Annotated in this window: 25 protein-coding genes, 1 other RNA gene and 1 riboswitch; of the genes, 21 read left to right on the top strand and 5 right to left on the bottom strand. The window is 47.5% G+C overall.

Annotated features, from left to right (window positions below; genetic code table 11):
• The first annotated feature begins 1 nt into the window (after position 1).
• Positions 2-328 carry an ArsR/SmtB family transcription factor gene (locus BLV33_RS16315; protein WP_090793939.1) on the top strand — a complete coding sequence of 109 codons (327 nt, stop codon included), beginning with the start codon at positions 2-4 and terminating at the stop codon, positions 326-328.
• A gap of 235 nt (positions 329-563) precedes the next feature.
• Here BLV33_RS16315 and BLV33_RS16310 read toward each other — a convergent pair whose 3' ends face one another.
• The 3 genes from BLV33_RS16310 to BLV33_RS16300 form a co-directional block, all read right to left on the bottom strand.
• A complete protein-coding gene (locus BLV33_RS16310; RefSeq protein WP_171909357.1) occupies positions 564-1,037 on the bottom strand; it encodes a C40 family peptidase in 474 nt (157 codons plus the stop codon).
• Positions 1,038-1,178: riboswitch (cyclic di-AMP (ydaO/yuaA leader) on the bottom strand.
• Positions 1,179-1,346: 168 nt separating this feature from the next.
• Positions 1,347-2,168, bottom strand: a complete 822-nt coding sequence (locus BLV33_RS16305; protein ID WP_090793932.1) for a hypothetical protein — start codon at positions 2,166-2,168, stop codon at positions 1,347-1,349.
• A gap of 170 nt (positions 2,169-2,338) precedes the next feature.
• Complete coding sequence (locus BLV33_RS16300; protein ID WP_090793930.1) at positions 2,339-4,336, bottom strand: M1 family metallopeptidase; 1,998 nt, start codon at positions 4,334-4,336, stop codon at positions 2,339-2,341.
• A 177-nt stretch (positions 4,337-4,513) separates the two neighbouring features.
• Between BLV33_RS16300 and BLV33_RS16295 the strand changes: the two genes are divergently transcribed.
• Positions 4,514-5,005 (top strand): YwhD family protein, encoded by a 492-nt coding sequence (locus tag BLV33_RS16295; RefSeq protein WP_090793927.1) that lies wholly within the window; start codon positions 4,514-4,516, stop codon positions 5,003-5,005.
• A 139-nt stretch (positions 5,006-5,144) separates the two neighbouring features.
• On the opposite strand, the gene BLV33_RS16290 is transcribed toward BLV33_RS16295, so the two are convergent.
• Positions 5,145-7,229, bottom strand: a complete 2,085-nt coding sequence (locus tag BLV33_RS16290; protein WP_090793924.1) for a transglycosylase domain-containing protein — start codon at positions 7,227-7,229, stop codon at positions 5,145-5,147.
• A 188-nt stretch (positions 7,230-7,417) separates the two neighbouring features.
• Here BLV33_RS16290 and speE point away from each other — a divergent pair, with 188 nt between their 5' ends.
• The 4 genes from speE (at position 7,418) to argS (ending at position 11,575) form a co-directional block, all read left to right on the top strand.
• Complete coding sequence (gene speE / locus BLV33_RS16285; protein ID WP_090798972.1) at positions 7,418-8,245, top strand: polyamine aminopropyltransferase; 828 nt, start codon at positions 7,418-7,420, stop codon at positions 8,243-8,245.
• Positions 8,246-8,289: 44 nt separating this feature from the next.
• On the top strand, positions 8,290-9,162 hold the full coding sequence (gene speB / locus BLV33_RS16280; RefSeq protein WP_090793922.1) for an agmatinase: 873 nt from the start codon (positions 8,290-8,292) through the stop codon (positions 9,160-9,162).
• A gap of 318 nt (positions 9,163-9,480) precedes the next feature.
• The gene (locus BLV33_RS16275) at positions 9,481-9,897 is read left to right on the top strand and encodes a YwiB family protein (protein WP_090793919.1); all 417 of its coding nucleotides are present in this window, start codon (positions 9,481-9,483) and stop codon (positions 9,895-9,897) included.
• Positions 9,898-9,901: 4 nt separating this feature from the next.
• Positions 9,902-11,575, top strand: a complete 1,674-nt coding sequence (argS, locus tag BLV33_RS16270) for an arginine--tRNA ligase (protein WP_090793916.1) — start codon at positions 9,902-9,904, stop codon at positions 11,573-11,575.
• An 86-nt stretch (positions 11,576-11,661) separates the two neighbouring features.
• Here the strand turns inward: argS and BLV33_RS16265 are convergent, their stop codons facing one another.
• Positions 11,662-12,834 carry a S8 family peptidase gene (locus tag BLV33_RS16265; protein ID WP_090793912.1) on the bottom strand — a complete coding sequence of 391 codons (1,173 nt, stop codon included), beginning with the start codon at positions 12,832-12,834 and terminating at the stop codon, positions 11,662-11,664.
• 444 nt (positions 12,835-13,278) lie between these two features.
• Between BLV33_RS16265 and rpoE the strand changes: the two genes are divergently transcribed.
• The 15 genes from rpoE (at position 13,279) to BLV33_RS16190 (ending at position 25,907) form a co-directional block, all read left to right on the top strand.
• Positions 13,279-13,857: a DNA-directed RNA polymerase subunit delta gene (gene rpoE, locus BLV33_RS16260; RefSeq protein ID WP_090793909.1), complete on the top strand. Its 579-nt coding sequence runs from the start codon at positions 13,279-13,281 to the stop codon at positions 13,855-13,857.
• 158 nt (positions 13,858-14,015) lie between these two features.
• Positions 14,016-15,617 (top strand): CTP synthase, encoded by a 1,602-nt coding sequence (locus BLV33_RS16255; RefSeq protein WP_090793906.1) that lies wholly within the window; start codon positions 14,016-14,018, stop codon positions 15,615-15,617.
• A gap of 143 nt (positions 15,618-15,760) precedes the next feature.
• Positions 15,761-16,147, top strand: coding sequence for a response regulator (locus BLV33_RS16250; RefSeq protein WP_090793903.1), 387 nt, complete (start codon positions 15,761-15,763; stop codon positions 16,145-16,147).
• A 141-nt stretch (positions 16,148-16,288) separates the two neighbouring features.
• Positions 16,289-17,143, top strand: coding sequence for a class II fructose-1,6-bisphosphate aldolase (gene fba / locus BLV33_RS16245; protein ID WP_090793900.1), 855 nt, complete (start codon positions 16,289-16,291; stop codon positions 17,141-17,143).
• 137 nt (positions 17,144-17,280) lie between these two features.
• Complete coding sequence (locus tag BLV33_RS16240; protein WP_090798970.1) at positions 17,281-18,540, top strand: UDP-N-acetylglucosamine 1-carboxyvinyltransferase; 1,260 nt, start codon at positions 17,281-17,283, stop codon at positions 18,538-18,540.
• A gap of 82 nt (positions 18,541-18,622) precedes the next feature.
• A complete protein-coding gene (gene rho, locus BLV33_RS16235; RefSeq protein ID WP_090793897.1) occupies positions 18,623-19,909 on the top strand; it encodes a transcription termination factor Rho in 1,287 nt (428 codons plus the stop codon).
• Between the two features lie 25 nt (positions 19,910-19,934).
• Positions 19,935-21,203, top strand: a complete 1,269-nt coding sequence (locus tag BLV33_RS16230) for a radical SAM family protein (protein WP_090793894.1) — start codon at positions 19,935-19,937, stop codon at positions 21,201-21,203.
• Between the two features lie 124 nt (positions 21,204-21,327).
• On the top strand, positions 21,328-21,525 hold the full coding sequence (gene rpmE, locus BLV33_RS16225) for a 50S ribosomal protein L31 (protein ID WP_090793891.1): 198 nt from the start codon (positions 21,328-21,330) through the stop codon (positions 21,523-21,525).
• A 90-nt stretch (positions 21,526-21,615) separates the two neighbouring features.
• Positions 21,616-22,002: a hypothetical protein gene (locus BLV33_RS16220; RefSeq protein ID WP_090793888.1), complete on the top strand. Its 387-nt coding sequence runs from the start codon at positions 21,616-21,618 to the stop codon at positions 22,000-22,002.
• A 50-nt stretch (positions 22,003-22,052) separates the two neighbouring features.
• Positions 22,053-22,316: signal recognition particle sRNA large type (ffs, locus tag BLV33_RS16215), an RNA gene on the top strand.
• 161 nt (positions 22,317-22,477) lie between these two features.
• The gene (gene dnaX, locus BLV33_RS16210; RefSeq protein ID WP_090793884.1) at positions 22,478-24,217 is read left to right on the top strand and encodes a DNA polymerase III subunit gamma/tau; all 1,740 of its coding nucleotides are present in this window, start codon (positions 22,478-22,480) and stop codon (positions 24,215-24,217) included.
• Positions 24,218-24,235: 18 nt separating this feature from the next.
• Positions 24,236-24,547 (top strand): YbaB/EbfC family nucleoid-associated protein, encoded by a 312-nt coding sequence (locus BLV33_RS16205; protein ID WP_090793879.1) that lies wholly within the window; start codon positions 24,236-24,238, stop codon positions 24,545-24,547.
• Between the two features lie 51 nt (positions 24,548-24,598).
• Positions 24,599-25,195 carry a recombination mediator RecR gene (gene recR, locus BLV33_RS16200; protein ID WP_090793874.1) on the top strand — a complete coding sequence of 199 codons (597 nt, stop codon included), beginning with the start codon at positions 24,599-24,601 and terminating at the stop codon, positions 25,193-25,195.
• A gap of 140 nt (positions 25,196-25,335) precedes the next feature.
• Positions 25,336-25,656: a DUF2508 family protein gene (locus BLV33_RS16195; protein ID WP_090793871.1), complete on the top strand. Its 321-nt coding sequence runs from the start codon at positions 25,336-25,338 to the stop codon at positions 25,654-25,656.
• The gene (locus BLV33_RS16190; RefSeq protein WP_090793867.1) at positions 25,638-25,907 is read left to right on the top strand and encodes a pro-sigmaK processing inhibitor BofA family protein; all 270 of its coding nucleotides are present in this window, start codon (positions 25,638-25,640) and stop codon (positions 25,905-25,907) included. The genes BLV33_RS16195 and BLV33_RS16190 overlap by 19 nt, the downstream gene beginning before the upstream one ends.
• The last annotated feature ends 214 nt before the right edge of the window (positions 25,908-26,121 follow it).

Below are 26,121 nucleotides of genomic sequence, written 5' to 3'. Positions count from 1 at the left end.
GATGGCTGCCACAGCACCCAAACCCGATGTCTTTCAGGCCATCGCCGATCAAACGCGCCGCAGTCTGCTGAGACTGCTTGTTGACCAAGAAATGCCGGTTACGGCTATTACCGGCCACTTTCCGATGACTCGCACGGCTGTGTCCAAACATCTGCGTATTCTGTCGGATGCGGGGCTCGTCAAAAGCAGAAAAGTCGGTCGCGAGACGCGCTACCGCCTGCAGCCGGAGCCGCTGCTCGAGCTGAAGAAGTGGCTCGATTATTACGAGCGATTCTGGGAAAATAAAATGGCAGCGCTGCAGCGCTATGTCGAATCCGATGAGGAATGATCAACCATACCACATATATTGATAGCTTTCTATTTTTTCATTCGCTTAAACTGTTCCTCTATTAGATTAAGACGCTGAAGAGTTAGCTTTCCCGGTTCTGATGACTACAAAATTCGCTGAATTACAACAATTTATTCAACTCATTATATTCTTCGAAAGAATAAAGCCTCCTCACGCCGCTTAATATCAAGCTGGGACCATGAGAAGGCTTTATTCATGTGTTATCAGGTGTTTATTACTGGGATTCAGCTGTTAGTTGATTGTATGTATCGTCGCTCATAATACGGACGGCTGTTACATACCGCTTAGCGTAATAGGACTCACTAAGCTTGTTCTTTGTAACACCATGGTCAGTAGCGGAATGAATAAAAACTCCATCTCCAAGGTAGATGCCTACATGGGAAATACCTCTGCCGTCGGTGTTGAAGAATACAAGGTCGCCGGCACGAAGATCTGACTTCGCTACCTTGCTGCCTTCATAGCTTTGTGCTTTAGATGAGTGAGGAAGATCGATGCCCAATTGATCGAAGACATAAGAGGTAAAACCGGAGCAATCAAAACCTTTTTTCGTGGTGCCTGCCCATTTGTAGGGGGTTCCGATTAAATCCTCTGCCGTTTTTTCAAGCTTCGATTGTGCAAATGCGCTTCCAACGCCCAAACTCAAAAACAAAACTAAGCTCAAACCAAGAACAATAATCTTCTTCAACAGTTGAACTCCTTCCGGTGCCTACGAGGTTAGCTGAAGGGTTCGGTTGAAGGTTTCCCTATGATCCCTGTATTGCGAGATCAATTCACCCAGAGTGGTTCCCCCGTTTCCCGATTTTTGTCGAGAACTCGGCAAATTATGTAGTTTTTTAGTGCTAGATCCACATATTCTCGGTTTGAAACACTTTATCCTCCCCAAACAACGGATTTTTTTAAAAATATGAAATAAAGTTCACAATTTTGTCACAAAAAAAGCTCCCTTAGCTAAGGGAGCTGGTCAAAAATTTATTGAAAATAGATCAAATCAGCCTGATTATTGCATGTTATTCTTGGAGGACCAAAGCTGGAATTGAGCAGATAGGCTCCAAATTTGTAGAAACATGTTGCAAAATGGATAAAGCTGATAAATCAGGAGAGCGATAAATCCAGTCCATATGTAGGCTGCTGTCATAACCGTACCAGTCAAAAGTCCCGAGAAAATAAGCAATATGATTCCGATCATAAGAATCAGTCCTCCATGGCGCAGCAAAATCGAAAATGAGGACAGAAGCGGGACTCGGCTTACTTGCGTAAACTGGATATAAGTAAAGCAAAGCCGCAGCAAATAGCTATAAAAAAGGTATGCGATCAGCCATGGCATTATAGCCGTAAGAGCGGAAACGTATGAGCTTTGCGTGGACCAGGATGTCTGGAATTTAGGCACGAGCCAAAAGAGCGGCGTTAATGTCAGGCTGATTTGCACGATATAAGCGAGAAAGAAGCGAAGGGACAGCTCACGGATACCTTTTACAAAACGGTAACCGGCGTTAAGTTCCGGATGGGCCAGAGAGTAATAAATCCCCGCATTCAGCAGCGGTGTGACGAGCATTCGAAGCACAAACAGGGAAGCCAGCCACCATATGTAAGGTTGTATCAGATCTGTTTTGAACAGCTGAAACTGGCTCTCTGCCAAGAATAGTTTAAGCGCAAAGGCGGGCTGTTCGGCCCCGGGATAGCGGTGCATCAGCGGCAATAGGATGGATTGAATCATTTTATAGAGCAAAACTCCCCAACCGGCTTGGTAAAGAAACATAAGGATGACAGCAAATGGTTGATGGAGCGCCATGGTAAAGCCCGACTTCAAATAACGCCTCATGAGAGGTCCTCCTTAGAGTTTTGCTTTAGCAAAACTGACTTCGTAAGCATAATCTTGAGTTTTGCTTTAGCAAAACTGACTTCGTAAGCATAATCTTGAGTTTTGCTTTAGCAAAACTGACTTCGTAAGCATAATCTTGAGTTTTGCTTTAGCAAAACTGACTTCGTAATTTACCAAGCAATCCAACTGAGCAGAGTTTCCAGAAGCTGTGCAAAGCCCAGATGAAGACGTATTTTCCACTTCTCATCGACGGTTGTCTTCATATAATTGTTGATATGTTTATTTTCCAGTACCAAGGTATATGCAGGATCTATCTTTACCCAATCTACCGGAGCCCCGTGCGTAAGCTTATATTCAATACTGGCTTCTTTTCCATCCCAAACCTTGTCTAACACAGTGCCGTCGGCAAAGTGAAAATGAATGGGGACCGAAGGAGACACGCCGCCTAATCTGGTCACCAGGATAGTGCTTTCATAGGAAGGGCTGCCGCTTCCTTTCACCAGCTTCGACTTGATACTGTCAACTGCATAATCAACCATCATGCTGCCATATACATATTGATTGAAAAACTCGCTCCAATTGCTCTTGGTGACATCCTCCAGTGTCTTTTGAAAATCTGAAGAGGACGGATGCTTGAATTTCCAGCGGTTGAAGTAGGATTTCATAACACGATCCATTGTATTTGAACCTACCTGGCGTTCAATGGCCTTTAGGACAAGCTTGGCTCTCGTATACACATTATCCGCATACTCACTATGGTTCCTGTAATCCCAGGCATTAAGCTTCAACGCTTCAGGTGAGGTCATGTAGCTGGCTTCAATAGGCAGGTTGGCAATTAACCCGAAATCAGACTCCATGATTTTGTCCTCTGCATAAGTGGTGAAGCCCTCATCGAGCCATGCCTCCTCGAATTCGTTAGAAGCGACCATGCCATAAAAAAATTGATGGCCGATTTCATGTACGACAACTCGCTCCAGCTCCAGATCGGGCGTTTCCTCACTCACACCCCATGCTGTAATAAGCGTAGGATATTCCATTCCGCCGGTTCCATTGCCCCCTTCGGGAGGAACCACAATGGACAGAGTGGAATAAGGATAGCTTCCATACCATTGGCTGTAGCGGGAGAGAGCCTTTTTGGCGGCATACATATAACGGTTTTTGAGCGCATCATGCTTGGGATCCAGATACAGCTTGATTTTGACCCCTGGAACCTGCGGTGCGGAAAAGGGCTCTTCATAATATTTGAAGTGCGGCGATGCGGACCAGGCGAAGTCATGCACATCATCTGCATAAAACTGATAGGATTTCACTTTGCCATCATCGACAGGCGACTTAATCGGAAATCCGGTTGCGGCCACGGTATAGCTGGAAGGAACCTTGATCTTCACATCATAGATGCCAAAATCAGCATAGAACTCCGAATTGCCATGATATTGGTGCAGGTTCCAACCCTCTGCAGTTCGACCACGCGTTCCAACCGGTTCATAGACGGCGACTTTGGGAAACCATTGTCCGGCCATGACGAAGTCCCCGACGTAACCCATGCGTGCAAAAGCAACAGGGAGTTCAACCTTGAACTCGGTTTTGATCGTGATCTTTTCATTAGGATTAACGGCTTGGGGCAAAATGATCTTGAGCAAAGTGTGATCGTTCTGATTACCATCATCAGGCTGCACAAATTCAATCCGCCTCGTTAAATCTTGATCTTCAAGGGTTTTTACAGATAGAAGGCGCATGCTTCCATGGTTATTGCTCTGGGACTTATCCTGCCTCAGCTTGCCGCCGGATTCCTGCATAAAGGTGGTGTCTTTGGATTCAAAAGCATTGGGATACAGATGAAGGTACAGCTCTCCCACCGGAAGGGAGCCTGGATTTTTCCAAGTCAAGGTTTGCTGCCCGAGAAGCTCTTTGGAATCCGGCAAATATTGCACGTTCAAATGATATTCTACGATCCGATTGCTTAACGGCTTAGGCGCAGGAATCTCAAACAGTAGATTGGGATCTGACTGCATGTCCTGTGCGGGGGCATACGGCTTCTCGTGAAGGAGAGAAGTTCCGATCAGCGAAGCACGGTGAGGCAGCAGAGACTCCGAAAGAAGAGCGGCCCCTGCGGCAAAAAGTAAGGCGAGCGTCCAATGAAAGCTGCGGCTTTTGAATAATGGTCTCATGATTTTTCACCCCGTATTGACAAGCATCTAAAGGATGTATATGTATGCTTGTCTGGGATTATTTCTGGGAAGAAATCGAAAATCAGTTTTTTTTTCATTTTAGGTGGAAATGAGGAGAGGACATTAGTTAAAATAAAGAAGAGCTACATTATGTCCTATCTATAGGAAGGTGCCGAAATGGATTCAGATAAAAAGAAGATCGCCCTCAATATCATCAGCTCGAAGGTCAATCACAAGGGATTTGGGGCGGGAGCTATCGATCTGAGCAATGTGTCCAGCGTGATTATCGACGAGGGTGAAGCGTATCTGGATATGGGAGCGCTGCATGCGAAGAGCCGGGTGGAAAAGGGGATCAAATTTTCAGCGAACAAAGAGGATGTCCCAAATGGGCGAAAATGCTGGATCGTGTGGGTGGCCGTGGATCGTACGGAGGAAGGCTCTTACTATGCGGGAGTAACGGCTTGTGAAATGCTGGTGGATACCGAAGCCAGACGGGGATGGAAAATTCTCGCCGATCATGTCAACAAGATGGATCAAGCGATGAAACGCCGAATCGTGCTGGATGGATTGGACGAAACCGAGAAAGCGGCATTGAAAAAACAGCTCATCGATCACAATGAAGACTGGTGGAACCGCTCGGATGAAGCTCTAAAAGCTGGCCTTTCCTGAAATTATGGAGATTATGTGTCATGCATTGTGACCCTAATCGGAAGCGAGTATACTGGTCACTAGTGTATGTTACCCATATACTAGGACAGCAAAAAGGCAGACTAAGGCGCGCTTAGTTCTGCCTTTTTGTGTTTCCTGATCAGTTATTCCACCAACGCTTCAGATCCTCCCACCAGGTTCCGTTTTTACCCTTGGGCGATGTCGGTTTTGTCTCGCTTGTTTGAGGCGCAGCATTTCTATCCGTACAGTATGCCGTAGGTTCAGTGCCTGCCAGGAAAGCTTCCATTCGGGAATTCGGGCAATCCGCATTGGCCAGTTTCCCGCTTGCCGGATCAATATATACATTGACGACTCCCTCTGGGATGGGAAACAGCTTGGGCGGGATGGCTTCCAGTGAGCGCTCGGTGAATTCGGCAAAGATAGGTGCGGCTAAATGAGATTCTGCATTGCCGATGATTTTGTTTTTATCATAGCCGGTCCAAACCGCTGTGGAGAGCTCAGGCGTGAACCCGACCATCCAGGCATCCGTATCGGTTGATCCTGTCTTTCCGGCGATCGGCCGTTTGATAATACTGGAAACCCGGCTTCCGGTTCCCCCTTCTTCAAACACGCCTTCCATTAGATTAGTCAGGACATAGGCTGGAGCGGGTTCCGTCACCTTGGTTTGTGTCGGCGCTCCCTGATAAAGAATCGTTCCCTCGGCATCCTCGATTCGCTCAATCGCGGTCGCTTCGACCTGGACGCCTTGATTCGCAATGATGCCGTAAGCGGACGCCAGCTCAAGCGGGCTAACCGGGAAGGTTCCCAGCGCGAGCGAAGGAAGGGGCTTCATCGGGCTTTTGATCCCCATTCGCTGTGCCAGTTCAATTACTTTTTCAGGGCCAACATCGAGAATAGTATGCACGGCATAAATATTGTCCGACCGTGCGATCGCCTTGCGCATATCAATAAAATCATGCACATATTGATCGCCAAAATTACTGGGCATGTAGGTTTGCCGCCCTTGATCGTAAGTGAACACCGTCGGCTCGCTTTTATAACGGGTAACCGGAGTGAAACCCATTTGCAGAGCTGCTAAATACATAATCGGCTTAAAGGAGGAGCCTGGTTGTCTGCTGCTGGCTAAAGCGCGATTAAACTGATTTTCGGTATAGTCCCGTCCCCCGACCATCGCTTTGATGAAACCGGTTCTAGGGTCAATCGCAATGAGTGCTGCTTGAAGTCCGTCATAGGGGCTGAGCTGGGCCTGAATCACATCCTCAGCAATTTGCTGAGCTTTTAAATCCAGACTGGTGTACACTTTCATACCGGCTTGATCGAATTGTTCCTCAGTGATTCCCAGCTTGGCCGTAGCCTCGGATCGCACATAATCGCGAAAATAAGGCGCAATCGCCGGTTTTTTCTTCGTGAGCGGCAGGATATTGAGCGTTTCATTGCTTGCCGCATCCGCTGCTTCCTGTGTGATGAATTCGCTCCGCACCATGGTCTGCAAGACGATTTTCTGCCGATCCTTCGAGGCTTTCAAATCATAATAGGGTGAATAATAACGAGGACCCTTAGGCACACCTGCAAGCAGGGCACTTTCCGCAAGAGTCAAATCCACAGCATGCTTGCCGAAAAAAAGCTGAGAAGCCGTTTCAATGCCGTACGTCGAATGGCCGTAATAGATTTGGTTCAAATAGTTCTCCAAAATTTGATTTTTGCTCAGCTGCAGCTCCAATTGAAAGGCGTAGACGGTTTCCTTGATTTTGCGCGACCAGGTTCGGTCATGATTCAGATACAGATTGCGGGCAAGCTGCTGAGTGATCGTACCGGCTCCCTGAACTTTGGCCATGTGCTCAAGATTAACAAGGGATGCACGGGCGATTCCTTTGAAATCGACCCCGTAGTGATCATAAAAATGCTGATCCTCGACAGCAAGTGTGGCTTTAATCAAATAGGGAGAGACGTCCTTAAGCGGAATGACCTGCCGATTTTGGCCGGCATAAAGAGAATCCATCCATTCACCGTTGGCATCGACAATCTGGGTGGTTTGCTGGATCTTGGTTACAGGCAAAGCCTGGGCTCGCAAATAGAGCAGCGACAAAGCGATAAGGACACAGAGGATGAGAGTGCTTGAAAATAGGAATGAGAGCAGTTTTTTTATACGCCGAAGGTGGCGGATAGCGGGTACCTCCGGTTTATTGGCCGATTGCACGGATGAGGGGTGCTTGTTATCAGGCATAACGGACCTCCTTTCCTTGGGGAAACCTTATTAACCAGTATGGAAAAGGTTGGGGTCCTCTATTCAATCAAACAAGGAGAATGAACATTTATTTTTACAAATGGGCAGGGAGTCAGTAAATCTTGCATTTTGGGGGCAATCTACTATAATACAGTTTGTGAAGAATAAGGATGAGATGAGGAATGGACATGGAATTGTGGTACACGGAAAAACAAACCGATAACTACGGCATAACGGCGAGAATCAAAGAAACCTTTGTCAGAGAACAAACGGCTTTTCAGGATCTGGCTATGATCGATACAGTGGAATGGGGCACGATGCTGACTTTGGACGGCATGGTCATGACTACAGTGAAGGATGAATTTGTTTATCATGAAATGGTGGCACATCCAGCGCTGGTTACACATCCGAATCCAAAGCACGTTCTCGTAGTAGGCGGGGGAGACGGCGGAGTCATCCGTGAAATTATGAAGCATCCGAAAGTGGAAAAAGCAGTGCTTGTCGATATTGACGGCAAAGTCATCGAGTATTCCAAGAAATACCTTCCGACGATCGCCGGTGAACTGGATAACCCACGCGTTGAGGTCATTGTAAATGACGGGTACATGCATATCCACGATCACAAAAACACATACGATCTCATTATGGTCGACTCCACGGAACCGGTTGGGCCGGCAGTAGAACTGTTCTCCAAGGGCTTTTACCAAGGCATCTATGATGCGTTAAAAGAGGACGGCATGTTTGTCGCGCAAACCGATAATCCCTGGTTTAAAGCGGATCTGATTCAAACCGTTAACCGCGATGTAAAGGAAATCTTCCCGATCGTACGCGTGTATGCGGCTAATATTCCGACTTACCCTAGCGGGCTTTGGACCTTCACCATGGGGAGTAAAGTATATGATCCGCTTCAGGTAGAGGAAGCTTCCATCCCTGAATTTACAACCAAATACTACTCGCCACGCCTGCATAAAGCTGCATTCGCATTGCCCAAATTCGTTGAGGATCTAGTGAAGTAAGGTTGAATCGTGAGCCCTGTAAATAAATAAAGGATGTGAGACTTTTGCGCTTTGATGATGCCTATTCCGGCAATGTATTTATTGCCAGCTCTACTGATTATGCCGCTTCGCGCGCCGTCATTTACGGGATGCCGATGGATTATACCGTCAGCTTCCGCCCAGGCTCCCGATTCGGCCCCGCCCGTATCCGCGAAGTTTCGGTCGGTCTCGAAGAATACAGCCCTTATCTGAATAAAAGTCTGGAAGACATCAGCTACTTCGATGCCGGAGATTTGGCGCTGCCCTTCGGCAATGCCGGAAGAAGCCTCGAAATTATTGGGGATTATATCCGCAGGCTGCTGAGTGAGGACAAGTTTCCACTCGGACTTGGCGGGGAGCATCTCGTTTCCTGGCCGGTCATTCGCGAGGTGTATCAGAAGTATCCGGATCTGGCGCTGATTCATATCGATGCGCATGCCGACCTTCGCGAGCAGTACGAAGGAGAGCCGTTGTCCCATTCCACACCGATCCGCAAAGCGGCGGAGCTCATCGGCGGCAAGAATGTTTATCAATTCGGTATCCGCTCCGGCACCCGGGACGAATTCGAATATGCGCGTCAGAACCTGCATCTCCATCCTTTTGAGGTTCTGGAGCCTCTAAAGAAGGTGCTGCCGGAGCTTGCTGGCCGTCCCGTGTACTTAACCATCGATATCGACGTGCTCGACCCGTCAGCCGCACCCGGTACAGGTACTGCTGAAGCGGGCGGTATCACCTCGAAAGAACTGCTGGCCGCTGTTCATGCCATTGCCGGCTCTGAAGCTAAAGTAGTGGGGGCCGACATTGTTGAGGTTGCGCCGGTATATGATCACTCTGAACAAACACAGATCGTTGCAGCGAAGCTTGTTCGCGAGATTTTGATCGGATTGGTAAAATCATAAGAGTAAGAGTTAACCGTACCGCGGATTTTCCGGCGGTGCTGCCTTAAATGATGGAAGAATATATCGGAACACCGTGCAGAACCAGGCTTTCTCCGCATGGTGTTTTTTTTCTTGCATCAAGAACAAGCAGATTGAATTCAATCCCTGTATCATATAAACTAATAGCTAACTTGCCTATCCACACATAAGACTATGGATTTCTGGGTTGATAAGAAATTATAAGTTTTTCTAAACTTATCTTGCTTCGCATCAACCTTGACAAACGCGCTCGTCATTAGGACGGCATAGCCGTTTATCCTTGGATCGGAGATATCTTAAATGGCAACCACAGGTAAACAAAGAGTCCGCATCCGAATCGAAAGCAGGCAGGGGAAGCAGGAAACCCTGCAGTTGGCCCAAGGAGATTTGTACCCGAAAGGGAAGCATTTCTATATTCGTTATGAAGAAACAGAATCGGAGCTTGGGCGTACAACGACTCTGCTTAAGCTGGAAACGGGTCAAGTGCGAATAATCCGGCAGGGCGATGTGGAGTCAGAGCAATCGTTCCTGCCTGGAGAGCGAAGCATTGGATTTTATCAAACCAACCAGGGCAGGCTGGAGCTTGAAATGCATACTCATGGGATGTCATCGGATTTGAGCCGCGGCATAGGCTGGGTGAGCTGGAGTTATAATTTAATCGTGCAAGGGGAGCCTGCAGGATTATATGAGATAAAGCTTGTGATTCAGGAGGAATAATCAAATGGATGTGCTCAATCAAGTTAAAGCAACCCTCAAGGAAGCTATTACTGAAGCTGTTGCTTCCGCAGGACTTGCTGAAGCCTCGCAGCTGCCGGAAATCATCTTGGAAGTGCCCAAGGATAAAGCGCATGGCGATTTTGCCACGAACATAGCCATGCAGCTTTCACGCATCGCCAAGCAAAATCCAAGGCAAGTCGCCGAGCAGCTAGTAGCTCATCTTCGTAAAGAAAAGGCAGGTATTGCCGAAGCGGAGATTGCCGGACCGGGATTTATTAATTTTACAATGAACAAAAGCTACCTTTATTCCATCATCAAGGATGTTCGGGACAAGGGTGAACGTTACGGTGAAGTCCATATAGGCCAAGGGAAAAGAATACAGGTCGAATTCGTCAGTGCCAATCCTACCGGCTCCTTGCATTTGGGGCATGCCAGAGGGGCCGCAGTCGGCGATGCCCTTTGCAATGTGCTTGATTTTGCAGGCTATGAGGTGTCCAGAGAGTACTACATCAATGATGCGGGCAATCAAATCATGAATCTGGCCAAGTCAATTGAAGCCCGTTATTTGCAAGCCATGGGACAAGACGTTCCCATGCCCGAGGACGGGTATCATGGTGAGGACATCAAGCAATTCGCCGTCGAATTATTGCAGCAGGAAGGCGAACGCCTGGCTGCCCTTCCTTATGAAGAGCGCTTGGTATATTTTCGCGTCTACGGACTTGAAAAAGAGCTCGATAAAATCAAACGGGATCTGGCTCGATTCGGTGTGAAGTTCGATGAATGGTTCTCGGAAACTTCCATTTATACGGACCAATTGATTCCGGATGTCCTGAAGGAGTTAAGGGAAAAAGGACATATCTTCGAAGAAGAAGGAGCCACTTGGCTGCGGACCACCCCTTTTGGCGATGATAAGGAACGCGTTTTGATCAAGAACGACGGATCCTTCACTTATTTGACGCCGGATATTGCTTACCACCGCAATAAATATCAGCGAGGGTTCGACCAATTGATCAACATTTGGGGCGCCGACCATCACGGTTATATCCCGCGGATGAAAGCCGCCATGACGGCTCTTGGCTATGATCCCGACACACTCACCGTGCTGATCGCCCAGATGGTCAGCTTGTTCCAAGACGGGGAAAAAGTCAAAATGTCGAAGCGTACCGGCAAAGCGGTCACGATGGAAGAACTGATGGATGAGGTTGGCGTGGACCCGATCCGCTATTTCTTCACTATGCGCAGCATGGATTCGCATCTCGATTTCGACATGGATCTTGCCGTTTCGCAGTCCAATGAGAATCCTGTCTTTTATGTACAATATGCGCATGCGCGGATCTGCAGCATTTTTCGACAAGCCGAAGAGCAGGGCATAGTGCTCCAGGATTTGCAGCAGATCGACCTGACGATCCTAAACACGGAAGCGGAGCTCGACCTGCTGCGCAAAATGGGCGAGCTGCCCGAAGAGATCGCGGTCGCGGCCGAGCAGTACGCTCCGCATCGGCTCATCCGCTATGTCTATGAACTGGCCAGCCAGTTTCATAGCTATTACAAGGCCGAGCGCGTCATCACCGACGACGCACAGCAAACCCAGGCGCGCCTCGCCTTGCTGGGCGCGCTGCGCACGACCCTGGCCAACGTGCTCCGCCTCGTTGGCGTTTCGGCTCCGGAGCGGATGTAGCATCCGCCGCTTCTCCATAACAAAAGCCCAGGCTAAGTTCCTCCGCCTGGGCTTTTCTCATTAGAAATAAATAAGCTTCGCTAAGCTTATTTATCCTTATTAAGTGCGTTCAGCACGCGTCGGGCATTGAGCTGCCCGGGCTGCCACCGCACTTTGCGGTTTTTGCTGAGCGAATTGGAATACCGCCTCAGGATCGTTTTGATCTGCAGCGGCGCGAGCCGCGGCCGCATTGAAAGCATTAAGGCAATCACGCCGCTGACGTGAGCCGTGGCCATGGAGGTGCCGCTCAGCTCGTTATAAGCGCCGTGGAGCCAAGCGGAATATACGCGCTCGCCCGGCGCGTAGACGTCAATGCGCCGCCCCCGGTTGCTGAAGATGGCGATTTTATTATTCTTCGTCATCGCTCCGACCGAGACGACTTGAGGGAAGCGCGCCGGATAATCGATCGCGGCCTTATGGCCATCGTTTCCGGACGAAGCGACGATAACCTTGCCGGCATGATAGGCATTCAGCACGGCCAATTCCAATGATTTGTTGTAGGTCTTCATGCCGAAGCTCATATTGATGACATCCAGATTATTTTGCACGCACCAGTCGATACCGGCAATGATATCGGAGACATAAGCGCTTCCGTTTTGATCAAAGGCTTTCACTGGATGAATGTTCGCTCTCGGTGCTACGCCGATAATCCCGTTTGCGCTGCCTGCTGCCGCGATCGTGCCGGATATATGGGTGCCATGCCCGTTGTCGTCAAATGGGAGCAAATGCCGATGGATCAGATTAACCCCGCGTGAAACCGCTTGTCGAAGATCGGGATGGTTATAATCCACTCCGGTATCAATAACGCCTATACTTACATGATTGCCGAGCGATTGCTTCCATGCCTCCGGAGCTTTAATCTGCCCAACACCCCAAGGAATGACAGGTGATTTTACCAATTGATTCAGGGAATGGACTTGCTTGCCCTTTTTGGGCGAGGGGTTGTCATGAACTTTCATTTTGCAATCTTCTTCGATGTAGATAGGATACTGTCCTTCAGCTAGCTTCTGGTTGGAATCCAGGGAGCAGGAGAAGGCGTGAATAATTTGAAGATCCTGCACGGAGGACAAGCCCGAGAGCGAGGTTTTCAAACGCTCCAGCTCAACTTTGCATAACCTGTAATCTCTAAGGTTTCGGAAATGGAGGATGTGTTTCTTGGCCGAACCTTGAGCTGATCCAATCTCTTCGTGCAGCTGACGAAGAAAATTGATGGCATCCAAACTTCATTCCCCCTCAGGTGCTAACTGGAATCTCCCCATCTTATGTACAGGTCATCTTGTCTGACCGTGTCTTAGCCTCTTTGTAAATAAATAGGTGTGAAGCCGTGACAGAACCGCCCGGGCATTCATAGGATAAAGAGAGAGACCGGGGTGCGTGTCTCTTGCTCAAACCGGGAAAATGAGCTCATTTTCCCGAGGATACAGTCACAAGCGAGGGGGGACCTTCGCTTGAGATTGCCGAGAAGCCAAATCACTCTTCCGTAGGTATCGGTTGAGGCCAAGAGTTTTCTCGCCAGTCTGAAGCGAAGGGGGACCTTCGCTTGTTTCCTTTGTGCTCGTTTTTTTTGCGCATTCTTTTACATAGATCGGGTAGTTGCATTTTTAGAAAAAATAGGTTTTACTTAATAAAGATTACATGATACAGGTTGAAGGGATGTGCCATAGATGGCTACCGATTACACTCTCAAAATCTCCGATGAAAAGGCAAAAGAAATGCCTATGGTGGATTTGGCGTTCGAGTTACTGAAGGCGGTAAACACGCCGTTTTATTACCGTGACCTGATGTCGGAAATTGCAAAGATCAAGGGATTATCCGAACAGGATGTTATGCAGGTAATCGCTCAACTATATACGGAGATTAATATCGACGGCCGTTTTGCTTGCGTAGGCACTAACTTATGGGGTTTGAAGCGCTGGTATCCGGTGGAAAAAACCGATGATGCGGTCAGTAACGCCAAGCGTCCAAGAATTATCAACGATGAAGATGACGATTTGGACGACGACGATATTTTTGCCGAGGAAGAAGTCGAAGAAGAATACGATGCCTTCGCGGAACCGGATGAATTCGAAGCCGAAGAAGAAGCGGAAGAGGATACCGAATTCTTTGAGGACGAGGAGATTGAAGGGGAAGATCTCGGAGATGCCGTCATTGGAGACGATGCGGAAGAGGAAGCCGAGGATGAACTTGATGACGAAACGGATGAGGAATCCACGTTTGAAGACGATGAAGAAGAAGACAAATAACTTGGCTTGACAGTTAACCTCTCTACAGAGTAAACTATTGCATGGGCTTTAAAAAAACTTAACAATTCGCGATTGCGTTTATAAAAGTGCCCCGTCACTACGGGTGTCACTTTTTTTGTTTTTTTACACTAAAAACTTCCAGGAGGCGGAGCTACATAATGACTAAGTACATTTTTGTAACCGGAGGCGTCGTGTCTTCGTTGGGCAAAGGGATTACAGCTGCTTCCTTGGGAAGGCTGCTCAAGAACAGGGGCCTCAAAGTTACCATTCAGAAATTCGATCCCTATATCAATGTGGATCCAGGGACCATGAGTCCCTACCAGCATGGGGAAGTGTTTGTTACCGATGATGGCGCCGAAACGGATTTGGATTTGGGCCATTATGAACGGTTTATCGACATTAATCTTTCCAAAAACTCGAATGTAACAACTGGCAAAGTATATTCCTCTGTCATTACCAAAGAACGCAGAGGGGAATACCTTGGTGGAACTGTGCAGGTGATCCCGCATATCACGAATGAGATCAAGGATCGTATTATCCGCGCTGGACGTGAAGCTGGATCCGATGTAGTCATCACCGAAATTGGCGGAACGGTTGGGGACATTGAAAGTCTTCCTTTTCTGGAAGCTATACGTCAAATGAAAAATGATATTGGCCGCGACAATGTAATCTACATTCACGTCACCTTGATTCCGTACCTCAATGCGGCTGGAGAATTAAAAACAAAACCCACGCAGCATAGCGTGAAAGAGCTGCGCAGTCTGGGCATCCAACCGCATGTCATTGTCTGCCGCACGGAGCAATCACTGACTGAAGAAATGAAACGGAAAATTGCCTTGTTCTGTGATATTGAGCCGGGTGCTGTTATAGAATGCAAAGATGCTGAAACCTTGTATGAAGTGCCCATGATGCTGCGAGACCAGGGGCTGGATGAGTTTGTAGTTAACCACCTTAAGCTCATTACAAATCCTCTGGAGATGGGCGAATGGGAAGACATGGTTCATCGGGTGAAGAACTTGAAGCAAACGACCGAGATCGCCATTGTCGGTAAATATGTGGCTCTGCACGATGCTTACCTGAGCATCGTTGAGGCTTTGGGACATGCAGGTATTGACAATGGTTCCGAGATTACCATTCGTTGGATCAACGCCGAAGATGTTTACGATCATAATGTTTCGGAGCTGCTTCAAGGTGTAAATGGCATACTGGTGCCTGGAGGCTTTGGGGATAGAGGGATTGAAGGCAAAGTATCGGCAATCCGCTATGCACGGGAGAGTGGTATCCCTTTCTTGGGCATCTGTCTAGGTATGCAAGTAGCCGTTGTGGAATATGCTCGTTCCATCGTTAAACTCGAAGGAGCCAACAGCTCTGAAATCAATCCAACGACAGCTTACCCTGTCATCGATTTGCTGCCCGAACAAAAAGATATTGAGGATTTGGGCGGTACCATGCGCTTAGGGCTTTATCCCTGCAAGCTGGCTCCAGACAGTTTGGCCGCGCAATGCTACCAGGATGAATTGGTTTATGAGCGCCATCGTCACCGCTATGAATTCAACAATCAATATCGTGACCTCTTGGAGTCGGCGGGATTGCGTATATCCGGCACGTCGCCGGATGGCCGATTGGTGGAAATGATTGAGCTTCCCGGGCATCCCTGGTTTTTGGCGGTACAGTTCCATCCGGAGTTTACCTCCAGACCGAATCGGCCGCAGCCTTTATTCCGTGAATTTGTGAAAGCTTCTTTACAGATACAGACATAACTTACAAATGATGTAATAACCATTATTTTGGAAAACTCTTAAATTGAACCTCCTCTCAGGAAGGAATATCCAAATGGATAGCGAATTGTTTACTTCTCAGGCCCTTGGGAGATTGCTATTATCACTGGAGGAGGCACGTAAATTTGAAGAAAAAAATATTAATCGTGGATGACCAGAACGGTATTCGCATCCTTTTGATGGAAGTATTTAACAATGAAGGATATGACGCCTATCAGGCATCCAGCGGAAAACTGGCGCTTGAGATCGTTAAAAAAGTTACGCCGGATTTGGTTCTTCTCGACATGAAGATTCCCGGGATGGACGGATTGGATATTTTGCGACATATCAAAGCTATGGATGCCTCGATGAAAGTGATCATGATGACAGCTTATGGTGAACTCGATATGATCAAGGAAGCGACAGATCTTGGCGCGATTATGCATTTCACCAAACCATTTGATATCGATGAACTCCGATTAGCCGTAAATATGCAGCTTGGCAATGAATCCAGCAGCGGATTTGCTGTATGATCCTTATATAGGATCTTTTTTTTTGGGCATCGATGCAGCGGGCTTGGTTATCATTTGAAAAGTTATGTGCTATAATAACTCAGTATGACTGAGAGCGGTATCGCATCTTAATTTAAAGAAAAAGCAGGAGGAAAAAACACCATGCCACTCGTTTCGATGAATGATTTTTTGCCGCAAGCCAAAGCGAATAAATTCGCAGTGGGTCAATTCAACATGAATAATTTGGAGTTCGCCCAAGCGATTATGGAAGCTGCCATGGAACTGAAGTCTCCGTTTATCTATGGAGTCAGTGAAGGGGCGCTCAAGTATATGGGCATCGAATTTACAGTAGCTATTGCGGAAGCGGCAGCTAAAAAATCCGGCTTGCCGATTGCTTTGCATCTTGATCATGGCAGCTCTTTCGAAGTGGCAATGAAATGTATCCGTGCCGGCTTCAGCTCTGTTATGTTTGACGGTTCTCATCATTCCTATGAAGACAATATCCGTTTAACCAAGGAAGTGGTTAAAGCCGCTCGCGCTATGGGCGTTTCCGTAGAGGGTGAGCTGGGCACAATTGGCGGAGTTGAGGACGATATCAGCGTTGACGAAGAAAATGCAAACATGGCCAAACCGGAAGAAGCCATCCGTTTCTATGAAGAGACCGGTGTCGATTGTCTGGCTATTGCAGTGGGTACTGCTCACGGTATGTATGCCGGCGAACCTAATATTCATTTTGACATCATTGAGAAAGTATCCCGTGCTATACCTGTTCCAGTGGTGCTTCATGGCGGCTCCGGTGTGCCGGATGAAATGATTCGCAAATCCATTCAAGCAGGCGTAGGCAAAATCAATGTGAACACAGAGAACCAAGTGGCCATGACTGAAGCCATCCGCGAAGTTCTTGGTAAAGACGGAAAAGTTTATGATCCTCGCAAGTATCTAACCCCAGCCAAGAAAGCCATGGTTGAAGTTGTAAAATCCAAAATTCAATTGTTCGGAAGCAGCAATCAAGCTTAATTCAAATCGTATAGTAGCAGGAAATGTTTCTCGGCCGAGAGCGTTTCCTTCTTCTGTTTTTTTAATTGGCTATTGTAGATGGGTTTGTCCTGATGGACAGCAAGTATGTACCTGATTTAGGGGGAAAAACATCCATGTTGGAAAAATTAATGATCGCTGGCGGACGTCCGCTGCGAGGGACCGTTCAAATTAGCGGTGCAAAGAACAGTGCAGTTGCCTTGATTCCAGCTGCCATTCTTGCAGAAACAACAGTAATTTTGGATAATCTGCCTCATCTTAGCGATGTGGCTGTATATACAGAAATTTTAACAGATTTGGGGGCTTCCATCGATTGGAATGAAGACAAGATGGTCATAGACCCGAGCCGTATGAAATCCCTCCCCATGCCTAATGGCAAAGTAAAAAAGCTAAGGGCCTCCTATTATTTAATGGGCGCACTTTTAGGTAGATTTGGTGAAGCTACCATCGGCCTCCCGGGAGGATGCAATTTCGAACCGCGGCCGATTGATCTGCATATAAAAGGATTCGAGGCTTTGGGGGCGCAAGTCAGCAATGAGAACGGAGCTTTGCGGATTCGTGCAAAGGAGCTCCGCGGGGCCAAAATTTATTTGGACATGGTGAGCGTCGGCGCTACGATCAATATCATGCTGGCTGCATCGCGAGCTAAAGGCTCTACTATTATCGAAAACGCAGCCAAAGAGCCGGAAATCATCGATGTCGCTACGCTGCTCAATGCGATGGGCGCCAAAATCATAGGAGCCGGTACCGAAACGATCCGTATTGAAGGTGTGGATTCCCTGCATGGCTGCCGTCATTCTATTATTCCCGATCGGATTCAAGCCGGTACTTATATGATTGCTGCAGCTGCAACCCGCGGTGACGTAATCGTTGATAACGTAATCCCCAAGCATATGGAAGCCGTCACGGCCAAACTTCAGGAGATGGGTGTACATATCTATGAAATGGATGAATCCATTCGCGTAGTCGGTCAGCCTGAATATCAGAGTGTCGATGTGAAAGCGTTGGTTTACCCCGGGTTTGCTACAGACCTTCAGTCCCCTATGGCGAGTTTGCTTTGTCAAGCGCGTGGTGTAAGTATTTTGACAGACTATGTATACAGCAACCGATTTAAACATATACCAGAATTGGTTCGTATGGGTGCCAAGATGAAAGTAGAGGGCCGTTCGGCCATAATCGAGGGTTCTTTACTAAGTTCCGCTAAAGTGAAAGCCACGGACCTCAGAGCCGGTGCGGCGCTGGTTATTGCTGGTTTAAGCGTTTCTTTCGGAGGGATTACCGAGGTCACAGGTGTGGAGTATATCGATAGGGGTTACGAGAATTTAGTAACCAACCTTTCTTCTTTGGGGGCGGAAGTTTGGCGTGTCCAAGAGGAATAAATGGACTCCGAACAGGCAATGCTAGATATTCATATGCAATAATAAGCAGGGATAAAATTTAATAGTTTGGTGGTAGAAACAAATGAGCATGCAGCTTGCAGAATTAGAGACACAGAAGCTTACAGAATTATATAAGTTAGCGAAAAAACATCAGATCCCATCCTATGGACAACTCAAGAAAAAAGAGCTGATCTTCTCCATACTTCGGGCTCAAGCTGCAGAAAGCGGATTGATGTTCATGGAGGGCGTTCTGGAAATTCTTTCAGAGGGCTTTGGATTTTTGAGGCCGATTAACTATTTGCCGAGTACGGAAGATATTTATATTTCCGCCTCGCAAATTCGCAAATTTGATTTGCGATCAGGAGATTTAGTCTCCGGGAAATGCAGGCCTCCCAAAGAGAATGAACGTTATTTCGGTCTCCTTCAAGTGGAAGCCGTTAATGGTGAGAAACCCGAAACCGCATCCGAAAGGCTCCACTTTCCAGCGCTAACCCCTTTATATCCACAGACGCGCATCATTTTGGAGACCACTCCAACCAAGCTTTCCACCCGGATCATGGATTTGCTGGCCCCTGTAGGATTAGGACAGCGTGGATTAATCGTAGCTCCCCCCAAAGCAGGCAAAACCTTGCTGCTAAAGGAAATTGCCAACAGTATTTCTACCAATTATCCGGACATTGAATTGTTTGTATTGCTCATCGATGAACGGCCGGAGGAAGTAACAGACATGCAGCGCTCTGTAAATGGAGAGGTTGTGGCCTCGACATTTGATGAGCTCCCGGAGAATCATATCAAGGTTGCCGAGCTGGTGCTGGAACGCGCCATGCGGCTTGTCGAACATAAGAAAGATGTCGTTATCCTGCTTGACAGCATTACTCGTCTGGCCAGAGCCTATAACCTGGTTGTTCCTCCATCCGGACGTACACTGACCGGTGGTATTGACCCGAGTGCTTTCCACCGTCCAAAGCGTTTTTTTGGGGCGGCTCGAAACATCGAAGAGGGCGGCAGCTTGACGATTCTCGCAACTGCCCTTGTAGAGACAGGTTCCAGAATGGACGATGTCATCTATGAAGAGTTCAAGGGAACCGGGAATTTGGAGCTTCATCTGGATCGCAAGCTCGCCGAGCGCAGAACGTTCCCGGCGATTGATATTCGGAGGTCCGGCACACGCCGTGAAGAGGCTCTTTTGACGAAGGATGAGCTGGATAAAGTTTGGGCTTTACGCAAAGGAATGAATGATTCCTACGAATATACGGAAACCTTTATTAAGAAGCTGGGAGACTCCAAGACCAATCAGGAGTTTTTGGATACATTAACAGCCGCTGCAGCCGGAACCGGCAAGGGCAAGGTTAAGCCTTCGGCTTCTTGATTGGGGTCCAAGGGGGTGTGCAAAGATGAATTTGGTTTACGCTGACTCAGCCGGCAACGTATTTGATCATCCCGATTTCTATTCGCTCGGCCGCAACGCCGAGATGATAACGGAAATTATGGAGGATGAATTAATCCCTCTGCCGGAGGGAGCTACTTTAGTAAGTTTGCCTCATACCAGACCTGTTGGAATACATGCTGAATCCGGTAATATGCAGCTTGTAGAAGGAGATTATCAAGCTGTAGGCGCATTGCTGCCGCAAGGGTTCACTCGTTTATTGCTCCCTGGCTATGTAAAATCGGACAAAAGCCAGCTGCTTCCGCTATTTGGATATACCGCTGTTGTGTGGAAAGAGGATGGCTTTTATGTGGCTGCCAAGCAAAGCGACGCTCCTTACTTCTGGAATCCTGTAAACTGCGATCCAGATGAACTGGAGGTTCAGGTTAAACGTTTGGTTAGCCAGTATCCCGAGAATCGGTTATACGAACATTTATCCAACTGTGCTCTGGGTTATGAGTGTTTGACTGCATCCAACACGTTCTTGAATCGTTGGGAGGGGGCTGTCCCCGTTTCCTTTTCGTGCAATGCAGGATGCTTTGGCTGTATCTCCGAGCAGCCGGATGACAGCGGGTTCCCTGCCCCGCAAACGCGGATGAGCTTCAAACCGAATGTGGATGAAGTCGTGCAAGTCATGCTGGAGCATTTGCGGACACCGGACAGCATCATCAGCTTCGGGCAAGGCTGTGAGGGCGAGCCCTCTACCCAAGCGCCGTTAATCATCGCGGCTATGAGAGAGGTGCGGCAGCAAACGAAGTTGGGCTATATCAACATCAATACGAATGCGGGATTGTCGGACCATATTCGCGGTATTGTCGATGCGGGACTTGATTTGATGAGAGTAAGTACAATCAGTGCACTGGACGATCATTACAATGCCTATTACAAGCCGCGAGGCTATACCCTTAAGAATGTTGAAAAATCCCTGCGTTATGCGAAGGAACAAGGGGTTATTACCTCGATTAACTACTTGGTGTTTCCCGGCGTCACGGATCGCGAAGAGGAAATTGAGGCCATGATTGAGTTTGTCCGCAGAACGGAATTGAAATTAATTCAATTCAGAAACCTCAATATTGATCCGGAGAGCTACCTGGGGGTCATCCCCAAGGCTCGAGGGGAGCTTTTTGGCATGAAGCAGATGATTGAGATTTTCCAGGAAGAGCTGCCGGATGTCATTTTGGGCTCTTATACGCATACACCTGAATTTTTTGGGAAAACAACCGGAGCAAGAGCGTAGCCGGGAATTTTAATAATCTTATTTTTTAAGTTGCCAACCCTATATCGTTTGTGGTATTATGTTCTACGTGTCAATTTAACTCTGTTTCGCGTAATGATTCAGGGCAGAAAGAGGTGAACAGGATATGAAAGAAGCTATTCATCCTAATTATCAATTAACCACAGTGACTTGTGCTTGTGGCAACACATTTGAGACAGGATCCATCAAGCAAAATCTTCGTGTTGAGATTTGCTCCAATTGCCATCCGTTCTTCACAGGTAAACAGAAGTTCGTCGATGCGGGCGGCCGTGTTGATAAATTCAAAAAGAAATACGGCATCTAATTGGTACGCATTTCAATGCTTTCTATCGCATAAGTTCACCTCTCCGGGTCATCCTAAGTTAAGGCTTAGATGAGAAGGGGAGGTGTTTTTATGTTTATGGCTTTTTGTCGAATAGGGGCAGCCGCAGTAAGTATCGCCTTATTGGCGGGCTGTGCGAATTCCAATCCGAGCAATCCTAATGTGAAATCCTATCCGCAGGATGGATATATGGGAATGACGAGTGTCAATCCCAACAATCCAATGAACCCCACTTACCATCATTATCAAGATGATACCCATTTAATGAATGCGGTTATGGCACAATTTCCAGATATTCAGGAGTCCAGAATTCAATTTAAAGGTGCGATTGCAGATGTACGATTGCGCTTTAAAGAAGGCCTTGGACCCGTAAAAGAAGACCAACTACGATCTGCAGTACAAATGGCGCTCAGCACCAATATGCCCAGATATTCAGTGAGAGTAACCGTACCCAAATGACAATATGCTCCGGTTGCTATTTGCCTTTTTATCGGATATACTTATTTTTGCCGTGCTAGACGGGGAGGTAGCGGTGCCCTGTAGCTCGCAATCCGCTGTAGCGGGGTCGAATCCCTGTTAGAGGTACTGTGATGTAAGGTCTGACTTTTACACGTGGTGTTGAGAGTCGGGTCCTTCGCAATGAATGCCTATGAACCCGGTCAGGTCTGGAAGGAAGCAGCCGTAAGTTGGATTTTTCATGTGCCGAGGGGAAGCCTAACTTGAGCTAACGATAAGAGTTCGCTTGGATCCCTTTATCAATAACAGGTGCACGGTTTACTTCAATATTTACTATAAGCATAAACACCAAACGTCGATTTCGGCGTTTTTTCTTTTTCTGGAATAAACCGGTTGAAACATCATCTATTTCATCACACGTGGGGATATAGTATAATGAATGCAATAATTCTAAGCTGGAATTATTGGAGAGGATATTATGGCACATATCGCGTTATACCGGACGTGGCGATCCCAATCGTTCCGGGAGGTTGTAGGACAGAACCATATTACTCAAACCTTGCAAAACTCATTAAGAGAAAATCGTATTTCCCATGCCTATTTATTCAGTGGCCCTCGTGGAACCGGCAAGACCAGCACCGCCAAAATTTTGGCGAAAGCGATCAATTGCGAGAAGGGTCCTGGCATAGAGCCGTGCAATGAGTGCTCCGCTTGCCTTCGCATAACGGAAGGTTCCGTTATGGACGTTGTGGAGATCGATGCTGCATCCAACCGCGGTGTTGAAGAAATTCGCGATCTTCGCGATAAAGTCAAATATGCACCAACCGAGGTCAGGCAAAAGGTATATATTATTGACGAAGTTCATATGCTCACAACCGAAGCGTTCAATGCTCTGCTCAAAACCTTGGAGGAGCCTCCAGCCCATGTGATGTTTATTCTCGCCACGACGGAGCCTCATCGCCTTCCCGCGACGATCCTTTCGCGCTGTCAGCGTTTTGATTTTCGAAGAGTTTCACTGGATGAGCAAGTAGCGAGACTGAAGTACGTATGCGAGCAAGAACACATTGACGCCGATGAAGAAGCGCTTCATTATATAGCACGATTATCCGATGGCGGGATGAGGGATGCCTTAAGCCTGCTGGATCAATCTGCCTCCTTTGCAGCAGGTACGATTCAGCTTGGCGATATCCTGTCCATCACAGGCGGAGTAGCCTCAGATCAATTCGAGAAACTTGTTAAAGCTATTAAGGATCAAGATCTAGGGGCAGCCCTGGAACTTGTCGATACCTTCATGCAAGAAGGCAAGAGCGCTGACAAATGCATCGAGAGCCTGATCGATTACTTCCGGGATTTATTGATGGTGCGCATGGTTCCAAATTCGACGGCAGTCACGGAACGAATCTTTGATTTAGCGCAAATGCAAAGTGTGGCCGGGCATTTTACCCCTGCAGCCATGATGGGGATGATTGAAGTCCTGAACCATTACCAGAGTGAGATGAAATATTCCGCTCAGCCTCAAACCATGCTGGAACTTGCCATCATGAAAATCAGCGGTGCTCTTGCGCAGGCTCCCAATGAGACCGCACGCGTAAACTCAACCGCGACTTCATCAGATCAAGCGGATCTCCTGCTCGAAATGAGCAGCAAGCTGCAAAAACTTGAAGATCAGTTCGCTGGACTGGTAAAATCGGGTATAGCTGTTCCATCCGGTGACGGCGGTTCGAGGCCATCAGCAGCTCCCAAAGCAGCACCGTTGGCTCCTTCCAAGAAATCGGGCCTGAAGCTGGATGGCTTCTTGCAAGCAGCCAACGGTGAAAGTACGCGCCAGGCATTAATGAAGTGGAGTCAAGTCCTGAGTGCAGTCAAAGAAAAGAAAATAACGGTTCACGCTTGGCTGGTCAACGGAGATTTGGTATCCGTCGCAGGCGATACTTTGCTAGTTGCTTTCAAGAACGACATGCATCGCAATACAACAGAGAAGCCGGAAAATAAACAGCTCATCGAGCAGGTACTAACGTCTGTTCTAGGCAAATCTTACAGGCTTGTGACGATTATGCGCAAAGAGTGGGATGATGCCCAATCTGTAGCTGCAGAAGCGCCAACGGAAATTCTGGAGCTGCAGCCTGAAGATGAATCGGCCGGAAGCCCGAAGGAAGAGTGGATTTCGGAAGCGATCCAGCTGTTTGGCGAAGACCTGGTCACCATTAAAGAAGACTAAATCCAAAGGAGAATGACGATGAATAACATGAACCAAATGATGAAGCAAGTGAAGAAAATGCAGGAGCAAATGATGAAAGCTCAGGAAGAACTTGGCACCAAAGTCATTGAAGGCAGTGCAGGCGGCGGAGTTGTTACAGTTACTGTAAACGGCCACAAAAAAGTACAAAACATTATCATCAAGCCGGAAGCTGTTGATCCCGAGGATGTGGAAATGCTGCAGGACTTGATTTTGACAGCCATTAATGATGCGCTTACGAAAGCGGATGAGCTGGCCAACAAGGATATGGGCAAATTCACCGGCGGCATGAATATTCCAGGATTATTCTAAACTCTAACCCCAAGTTTCTAACATACTTTTAAATATGAAGGAGATCTTCCGTTGTATTACCCCGAACCGATAGCGAAGTTGATTGATGCCTTTTCCCGTTTGCCAGGGGTAGGTCCCAAAACGGCCGGCCGGCTTGCTTTTCATGTGCTGCGGATGAAGGAAGACGATGTTATCGACTTCGCCAAGGCGCTGGTCAATGTGAAGCGTAACCTTCATTACTGCTCTGTATGCTGCAATATTACAGATATCGATCCTTGCCGGATCTGTCAGGATAAAAGCAGGGACGATTCCATGATCTGTGTGGTGCAGGAGCCCAAAGATTTGGTAGCGATGGAAAGAACCAAAGAGTTCCTCGGCTATTATCATGTCCTGCATGGCGCTATCTCTCCCATGGAAGGGATTGGACCCGATCAGATTCATATTGCCGAGTTGCTCAAGAGACTCAGTGATGAGAAGGTGCAGGAGCTGATTCTGGCAACCAATCCGAATATTGAAGGCGAGGCTACGGCGATGTATCTTTCCAGGTTGGTGAAACCGTTCGGGCTGAAAGTGACGCGAATTGCCCATGGCCTGCCTGTCGGAGGAGATCTGGAATATGCGGATGAAATTACATTGACTAAATCCCTTGAAGGCCGCAGGGAACTGTAGTAATCATAACAAAAGGAATCCCGGAGCCCATAAGGCTCTTTTTTTGTAAAAAAATAGGCGATTGCTTGGTTCTAAAGCGCATTTCCCGTCCATATGATATTTATAGAGGTATTTTTATTTATCAATGAGGGGGAAGCGTGATGAAGGTCAACAGTATTTGGTCAAGCTCAAGATGGAAAGGTTCTTCAGCGGTTCAATTGCAAGGGGAAACTGTGCGTAAAGAGCAGCAGTTTTTGCTGCAGGAGCTTCAAAAGGCGCATAAAGTCTGGACCAACTCACAAGCCCAGTTTGATTTTGCATTAGGCAAGGATCAGATCGACTACGCCATTTGTTGTATGGAAGCCGCAGAGAAAAGATACGAGATGCTGCTCAAACAAGCGAGAGAGCTTCATTTTAATATACAGGATATAAAAGATCGTCCCAGTCCAGCGGAGGTCATGCAATGGTCGTCCAATATGTAATGTGGGGCTTGCTTGTAGGCTCCTCTCTTTTGCTTCTTTATCTTTGGTTTCGCAAAGGACAGGCTGGAAGGTCGTTGTCTTTTTTAGGCATTAATTTACTTATAGCCGTGTTTCTGTTGTTTGTTATTAATCTGCTTAGTCAATACACGAATGTTTCAATACCTTTTAACTATTGGACATTATCGACGGTTACTTTCCTCGGCATCCCGGGATTATTTCTATTGGTAACGTTGAAACTTGTCCTGATGTAGCTTCGCAAAATTCCCTGCAATTGGCATTGACTTCGAATTGTGACTTGTGGTATCTTATGAAAGTTGCCGCTAAAAAGACATGAACAATTGCAGCATTGGAACAGATTTTGTCTGGGAAGACATACAAGTTGCTATTGAGCTGGCGCCATGATATATTAGTCTTCCGGCTTTCGAAAGAGAGTCGCTGAAGAGAGAGTTATTGTTCTTTGAAAAC

The sequence above is a fragment of the Paenibacillus sp. GP183 genome, from assembly GCF_900104695.1.
In the GTDB taxonomy this organism is placed as follows: Bacteria; Bacillota; Bacilli; order Paenibacillales; family NBRC-103111; genus Paenibacillus_AI.
This window is presented reverse-complemented; position numbering and strand designations above follow the sequence as displayed.